Genomic DNA, 7,321 nt, shown 5'->3' on the forward strand with positions numbered 1-7,321 from the left:
GAACGGGCCCAGGACCCCGTCCAACACCAAACCTGATCAACGAGGCAGGCACACGCCGCCCCGCCGACCCCCCATACCCATCACCCAGCCAACACAGCACTTGACCTCAACCTCATAGGTTGCTCAGTCGAGCTTGGCCATCCAGCCGTGTGGATCGGCCCGACGCCCGTACTGCAGTTCGGTCAGCTCCCGGCGCAGCGCCATGGTCAACTCCCCCGGTCGTCCACCGGCGATCTCGAACCCGCCCTCGGCGTGCTTGACCGACCCCACGGGTGTGATGACCGCCGCGGTCCCACAGGCGAAGACCTCGGTCAGCTCACCGGTCTCGACGGCCTTGGCCCACTCCTCCGTCGAGATGCGACGCTCGCCGACCCGGTGTCCCAGTTCGCGGGCCAGGGTCAGCAGCGAGTCGCGGGTCACGCCGGGCAACAGCGAACCCGACAACTCCGGGGTGACGACCTCGGCGTCGACGCCCTCGCCGAAGACGAAGAACAGGTTCATCCCGCCCATCTCCTCGACCCACCGGCGCTCCACCGCATCCAGCCAGACGACCTGGTCGCAGCCCTGCGCCGCGGCCTGGGCCTGGGCGGCGAGCGAGGCCGCGTAGTTGCCACCGGTCTTGGCCGCGCCGGTGCCGCCCGGTGCCGCCCGCACGTACTCGGTGGACCACCAGACACTCACCGGGTGCACCCCGCGCGGGAAGTAGGCACCGGCCGGCGAGGCGATGAGGCAGTAGGTGTACGACGCGGACGGCCGCACGCCCAGACCGACCTCGGTGGCGATCATGAACGGCCGGAAGTACAGCGACGACTCGCCGCCGGTGGGGACCCACGCGCGGTCCACGGTGATCAGCTCACGCAGCGACTGCAGGAACAGTTCCTCCGGCAGCCGGGCCATCCCGAGCCGGTCGGCCGACCGGTTGAACCGCGCGGCGTTGGCCCGCGGCCGGAAGGTGGCCACGCTGCCGTCGGGCTGCTCGTACGCCTTCAGACCCTCGAAGATCTCCTGGCCGTAGTGCAGCACCATGGTCGCCGGGTCCAGGGACAGCGGCCCGTACGGCACCACCCGCGGGTCGTGCCAACCGCGCTCGGGTGAGTGGTCGATCAGCACCATGTGGTCGGTGAAGAACCGCCCGAAGCCGGGGGCGGCCAGGATCTCCGCCCGGCGCTCGTCGTCGAGCGGATGGTCGGACCGGGTGACCGTGAACTGCGTCGGTGCCGTGCTCATGGCACGTACGGTAGTACAGCAGTCGGACGCCCGAGTATCGCGATCAGGGGAGCCGCGTCGGTCGGTGTCACCGCACGTGGGAGGGCACGAACGGCGGCCTGCCGAGCTGCGCCGGGATGCGCCGCCCACGCACGTCGACCTGGACCTCGGCGCCGTCGGCGATCCCGGTCGCGGTGTCGATCAGAGCCAGCGCGATCCCCTTGCCGAGGGTGGGCGAGAAGGTGCCGGAGGTCGTCCGGCCGATCACCGCGCCGTCCGCGTCCAGGACGTCCAGATCCGCCCGCAGCACTCCCCGGCCCGTCGCGACCAGTCCCCGGGCCGTGCGCCCCGGTCCCCGCTCCCGCTCGGCCAGCAGCGCGTCCCGGCCGAAGAACTCCGGCTTGGTCCAGCCCACCGCCCAGCCGATGCGGGCCTGCACCGGCGAGATGGTCGGCCCCAGGTCCTGACCGTGCAGTGCGTACCCCATCTCGGTGCGCAACGTGTCGCGGGCGCCCAGGCCCGCAGCCCGGCCGCCGGACTCCGCGGCCGCCGCGAGGACGGCGTCGAAGAGGGCGGGTGCGTCGTCCCAGGCGGGGAGCAACTCGTAACCGTGCTCACCGGTGTAGCCGGTGCGGCAGATGCGCACGGTCCCCCCGGTCCAGGGCGCGTCGACGAACGCCAGGTACGGCAGGTCCGTCGGCAGTCCGAGTCGTTCGAGCGTGGTGGCGGCGGCGGGTCCCTGGACGGCGAGCACGCCGAAGTCGCGGTGCTGGTCGATCACCTGCACCGGCGACGGAGCCGCCGCGGCCAGCACCGCGGCCACCGACGCCGAATTCGCGGCGTTGGGGACCAGGAAGACCTCGTCGTCGGACACCCGGTAGGCGATCAGGTCGTCCAGCACCCCGCCGGACGGGGTGCAGCAGAGGGTGTACTGCGCCTGGCCGGGTCCGATCCGGTCCAGGTCCGCAGTCAGGCACCGGTTGAGGAACGCCGCCGCACCCGGCCCGCTGACCAGCACCTTGCCCAGGTGGGAGACGTCGAAGACGCCGACCGCCGTGCGCACGGCGGTGTGCTCCGCCACCACGCCGGAGCCGGCGTACGAGATGGGCATCTCCCAGCCGCCGAACGCGGTCATCGAGGCACCCAAGGTGCGGTGACGGGCGTCCAGCGGCGAGTGCAGCAGCGGTGCGGGCAGCGCGGCGGCCGAGGCGTCGGAAGGTTCCATGAGCCTGGACCGTAGCCTGGGCCGCCGACGGACCGGACGAGGAAGAGGCGCTCGATGACCCGCGTGCAACTGACGGATGACGCACCACTGACCACCACGGTCGACGCCCTGGTGGTGGGCGCGTACCAGGGCGCCGACGCGCCGATCGCGGTCGACCCCGACCACGCCGCGGTGGTCGCTGCCGCCGCCACCGTCGGGGCCACCGGCAAGCCTGGGACGATCACCGCCCTGCCCGGCACCGGCCTCGCCGCGGCCACCCGCATCCTGGTCGCCGGGCTCGGCGCCGCGCCCGGTCAGGACGTCGGAACCCTCGAGGCCGCCGACCGTCCGGACGACACCGCCCCGGCCGGCGCACCGGCGGACGACGGGGCGGTGCTGCGTGCCGGCCTGGCCGAGCGGGTGCGCCGCGCGGCCGGCGCCGCCTCCCGCGCGGCCGTCGGCTCGGCCACCGTGCTGTCGACGCTGGGCGCCGTCGACCTCACCGCCGCCGCCGAAGGGCACCTGCTGGGCGGGTACGTCTTCACCACCTACAAGCAGCCGGCCAAGCCGCCGGTGGAGACGGTGCTGCTGGCCGGCGCGGGGACCGACGCCGGCGCCGACGCCACGGTGGGCCGCGCCGCGATCACCGCGCAGGCCGTGCTGATGGCCCGCGACCTGGTCAACACCGCCCCGAACGACCTGTACCCAGCGGTGTTCGCCGAGCGGGCGTCGGCGGCCGCCGGCACGGTGCGCGGGCTCACCGTGGAGGTGCTGGACGAGCACCAGCTCCGCGACCGTGGGTACGGCGGGATCAGTGCCGTCGGCTCGGGCTCGAGCCGACCGCCGCGGCTGGTCCGGATCTCCTGGTCCCCGAAGGACGCCACCCGCACCGTGGCGCTGGTCGGCAAGGGCATCACCTTCGACTCCGGTGGCCTGTCGATCAAGCCGGCGGCCGGGATGGACGCCATGACCTCGGACATGTCCGGTGCCGCCGCGGTCGTCGCGACCGTGATCGCCGCCGCGCAGCTGGAGCTGCCGCTGGGTGTCGTCGCCTACGCCGCGCTGGCCGAGAACCTGCCGTCCGGCACGGCGTACCGACCCGGCGACGTCATCCGCCACTACGGCGGCACCACCTCGCACGTGCTGAACACCGACGCCGAGGGACGACTGGTGCTCGCCGATGCCCTGGCCCGGGCGGCCGAGGACGCCCCCGACGTCGTGCTCGAGACGAGCACGCTGACCGGCGCGCAGATCGTGGCGCTGGGCAAGCGGACCATGGGCGTCATGGGGTCGGCCGCCCTGCGGGACCGGGTGGCCGAGCTGGCCCGCGGTGCCGGTGAGGCGGCGTGGGCCATGCCGTTGCCGGAGGAGCTGCGCGAGGGGTTGGACTCGAGCCTGGCCGACCTGGCCAACGTCTCCAACGACCGCGCCGGCGGCATGCTGGTGGCGGGCCACTACCTGCGCGAGTTCATGCCGCCGGGCGCTCAGTGGGTGCACCTGGACGTGGCCGGGCCCGCGTTCCACGACGGCGGACCCCACGGGTACGTGATCAAGGGTGCGACCGGCGTCCCGGTGCGGACGCTGCTGGCCGTGCTGCGCGACGAGGCCGGCTCCGCCTGACGCCGGCGCCCAGCCGTGATGGGCGCCGGTCAGTGCCCGTCCTGCTCCGCCGCCCGCTGCCGGTGCGACCAGTCCCGCATCCGCTGCGGGTAGCCGACCACGGTCGCGTCATAGACGGGCAGCCGGTGCTCTCGGGCGAAGTCCCGGGCGACCTCGGTGGTGCCGACCCGGCGCCGGGTGAACTCCCCGTCGTGGGCCACCAGCAGCACGGTCACCCCGGTGACCGCGGTGGCCGGCTCGACGTACACCTCGACCCCGCGCCGTCCGGCCACCCAGCCGGCCAGCTGCTCCAGCGCCTCCTGGCGTTCGGCCCGGGGCAACGGCTGGGCGAGGGAGGGCGGACGGCGCGGCCGGCGGAATCGGGAGAACAGACCCATCCGGACAGTGTCCCGGACAGGCCCGTCCCACCGTTCGGGACGGCGCCGACGACCCGGCGGCCGGGTGGTCGGGGTCGCACCCACCACTGTCGGTCGACAGTGCAAGGATGGACGGCGCAGCGAGGCACCGGTCTGCATCGCACGCCGGTGGCGCCGAGCGGGTCGGACCGGTCACCCCGGGTCGACCACCGTCCCGGCGTCCGGGGCCTCCGGGAAGCAACAGCCACGAGCGACCGCACGGCCACTCGATCCACGAGCGAGGAGTAGTTCATCGATGAGCGAGACCAACGTCGACCTGGTGGTACTGGGCGGCGGGTCCGGCGGGTATGCGGCGGCTCTGCGCGCCGCTGAGCTGGGTTCGTCCGTGGTGCTCATCGAGAAGGAGAAGGTGGGCGGCACCTGCCTGCACTGGGGCTGTGTGCCGGCCAAGACGCTGCTGCACGCGGCCGAGGTGGCGGACGAGGCCCGCGAGGGCGCGTCGATCGGCGTCAAGTCGACGTTCGACGGCATCGACCCGGCCGCGCTGCTGAAGTACAAGGACGGCGTCATCAACCGGCTCTACAAAGGCCTGCAGGGACTCATCAAGTCGCGGAACATCCAGGTCGTCGAGGGCGAGGGCCGCTTCGTCGGGCCGCGCTCGGTGGTCGTCGGCGACGACACCTACACCGGCACGAACGTGGTGCTGGCCACCGGCTCGTACTCGCGCAGCCTGCCCGGCCTGGCCATCGAGGGCCGGGTCATCACCTCCACCCAGGCGCTGAGCCTGGAATGGGTGCCGCAGACCGCCATCGTGCTGGGCGGCGGAGTCATCGGCGTGGAGTTCGCGTCCACCTGGGCCTCCTTCGGCACCGACGTCACCATCGTCGAGGCGCTGCCGAGCCTGGTCCCCGCCGAGGACCCGTGGGCAGCCAAGCTGCTCGAGCGGGCCTTCCGTCGTCGCAAGATCAACTTCAAGACCGGCGTCCGGTTCTCCGAGGTCAGCCAGGACGACTCCGGCGTGACCGTGAAGCTCGAGGACGGCACCGAGCTCAAGGCCGACCTCATGCTGGTGGCCGTCGGCCGCGGCCCCAACACCGCCGGCTGCGGGTACGAGGAAGCCGGCGTGACCATGGACCGCGGATTCGTCATCACCGACGAGCGGCTGCGCACCAACCTGCCGAACGTGTACGCCGTCGGCGACATCGTCCCCGGTCTGCAGCTGGCCCACCGCGGGTTCCAGCAGGGCATCTTCGTGGCCGAGGAGATCGCCGGCCTGAACCCCACCGTGGTCGACGACGCGAACATCCCGAAGATCACCTACTGCGACCCCAACGTCGCCTCCGTCGGGCTCACCGAGGCCAAGGCCAAGGAGATCCACGGCGCCGACAACGTCGAGTCCTACGTCTACGACCTCGGCGGCAACGGCAAGTCGCAGATCCTCAAGACGGCCGGCGGCATCAAGGCGGTCCGGGTGAAGGACGGCCCGGTGGTGGGTGTGCACATGGTCGGCGCCCGCGTCGGCGAGCTCATCGGTGAGGCGCAGCTGATCGTCAACTGGGAAGCGCTGCCCGAGGACGTCGCCCCCCTGATCCACGGGCACCCGTCGCAGTACGAGGCGCTGGGCGAGACGATGCTCGCGATGGCCGGGAAGCCGTTGCACGTCCACGACTGACCCCGCGGCGCGCGGTCCGGAGAACCCGGGCCGGGCCCGCACGCTGTTCCGCGTCACCTCCGGCTCGTCCCCGCAGTCCCGTCCACCCCATGGTTCAAGGTCAGCTCGGCTCCGTCATTGGTCCGGACGCCGACAGGCACCTCAAGGCAGGAGTACCGATGTCGCAATCCGTCACGATGCCTGCTCTCGGTGAGAGCGTCACCGAAGGCACCGTCACCCGCTGGCTGAAGAACGTCGGCGATCGGGTGGAGGCCGACGAGCCGTTGCTGGAGGTTTCCACCGACAAGGTCGACACCGAGATCCCGTCGCCCGTCGCCGGGGTGCTGGAGCGGATCATCGTCGGGGAGGACGAGACGGTCGACATCGGCGCCGAGCTCGCCGTGATCGGCGACGGCTCCGGTGGCGGTGCCGACGCCGGTGCCGAGCCGGAACCGGAACCGGAACCCCAGCCGGAGCCGGAGACCGCCCCGCTGCCGTCCGACGCGGGCAACGCCCCCGAGGCACCGTCCCCCGACACCGACGTCCCGGCCGAGAAGCCGACCGCCGGCACCGGTGGGTCCAGCGGCCAGGGCACCCCGGTGACCCTGCCCGCGATGGGCGAATCCGTCACCGAGGGCACCGTCACCCGCTGGCTCAAGGCCGTCGGGGACGAGGTCGCCGTCGACGAGCCGCTGCTCGAGGTGTCCACCGACAAGGTCGACACCGAGGTGCCGTCGCCGATCGCCGGCGTGCTGCTGGAGATCTCGGTCGGCGAGGACGAGACCGTCGAGGTGGGCGGCCAGCTCGCCGTCATCGGCACCCCGGGCAGTGCCCCGGCCGCCGCCCCCGAGCCCGACCCGGTCGCGGCCCAGGCCGAGGAGACCCAGGACTCGGGCACGGCGCCCAAGGACGAGCCGAAGCAGGAGCAGGCCGCTGCTCCTGCCCCCACGCCCCCGGCCCCGGCCGCTGCGGCCCCCGCGCAACCGGCTCCGGCCGCCGCGCCGGCCCCGTCGGCTCCAGCCGTTCCGTCCGGCGGCACCACCGCCTACGTGACCCCGGTCATCCGCAAGCTGGCCGCCGACCTGGGCGTCGACCTGTCGACCGTGTCCGGCACCGGAGTCGGTGGCCGCATCCGGCGCGAGGACGTCCAGGCCGCCGGTGAGGCGGCCAAGGCGGCGGCTTCCGCGCCGGCCGCTGCCCCCTCCGCTCCGGCGGCGGCGCCCGCCCCCCCCCGCGCGGGGGGGGCGGGGGCGCCCCGGGCCGCGGCCCGCGCGCGGAGCCGCA

The 7,321-nt window shown here is 73.4% G+C and carries 6 protein-coding genes; 3 read left to right on the forward strand and 3 right to left on the reverse strand.

What is annotated here, in order from left to right:
* Window positions 1–123: 123 nt before the first annotated feature.
* Entirely contained in the window at window positions 124–1,227 is a 1,104-nt protein-coding gene (locus JL106_RS07515) for a branched-chain amino acid aminotransferase (protein WP_205260096.1), read from the reverse strand.
* 67 nt (window positions 1,228–1,294) lie between these two features.
* Entirely contained in the window at window positions 1,295–2,431 is a 1,137-nt protein-coding gene (gene gcvT / locus JL106_RS07520; protein ID WP_236007097.1) for a glycine cleavage system aminomethyltransferase GcvT, read from the reverse strand.
* A gap of 54 nt (window positions 2,432–2,485) precedes the next feature.
* Here gcvT and JL106_RS07525 point away from each other — a divergent pair, with 54 nt between their 5' ends.
* Window positions 2,486–4,030 carry a leucyl aminopeptidase gene (locus JL106_RS07525; protein ID WP_205260097.1) on the forward strand — a complete coding sequence of 515 codons (1,545 nt, stop codon included), beginning with the start codon at window positions 2,486–2,488 and terminating at the stop codon, window positions 4,028–4,030.
* Window positions 4,031–4,059: 29 nt separating this feature from the next.
* Here JL106_RS07525 and JL106_RS07530 read toward each other — a convergent pair whose 3' ends face one another.
* Entirely contained in the window at window positions 4,060–4,407 is a 348-nt protein-coding gene (locus JL106_RS07530) for an oxidoreductase (RefSeq protein WP_205260098.1), read from the reverse strand.
* Window positions 4,408–4,681: 274 nt separating this feature from the next.
* On the opposite strand from JL106_RS07530, the gene lpdA reads away from it, so the two are divergent.
* Together lpdA and JL106_RS07540 are read left to right on the forward strand one after the other, a co-directional pair.
* Window positions 4,682–6,058, forward strand: a complete 1,377-nt coding sequence (lpdA, locus tag JL106_RS07535; protein ID WP_205260099.1) for a dihydrolipoyl dehydrogenase — start codon at window positions 4,682–4,684, stop codon at window positions 6,056–6,058.
* A 158-nt stretch (window positions 6,059–6,216) separates the two neighbouring features.
* On the forward strand, window positions 6,217–7,321 hold a 1,105-nt coding region (locus tag JL106_RS07540; protein ID WP_205260100.1), incomplete at its 3' end, for a biotin/lipoyl-containing protein.

Source organism: Nakamurella leprariae (genome assembly GCF_016918035.1).
Taxonomy (GTDB): Bacteria; Actinomycetota; Actinomycetes; order Mycobacteriales; family Nakamurellaceae; genus Nakamurella; species Nakamurella leprariae.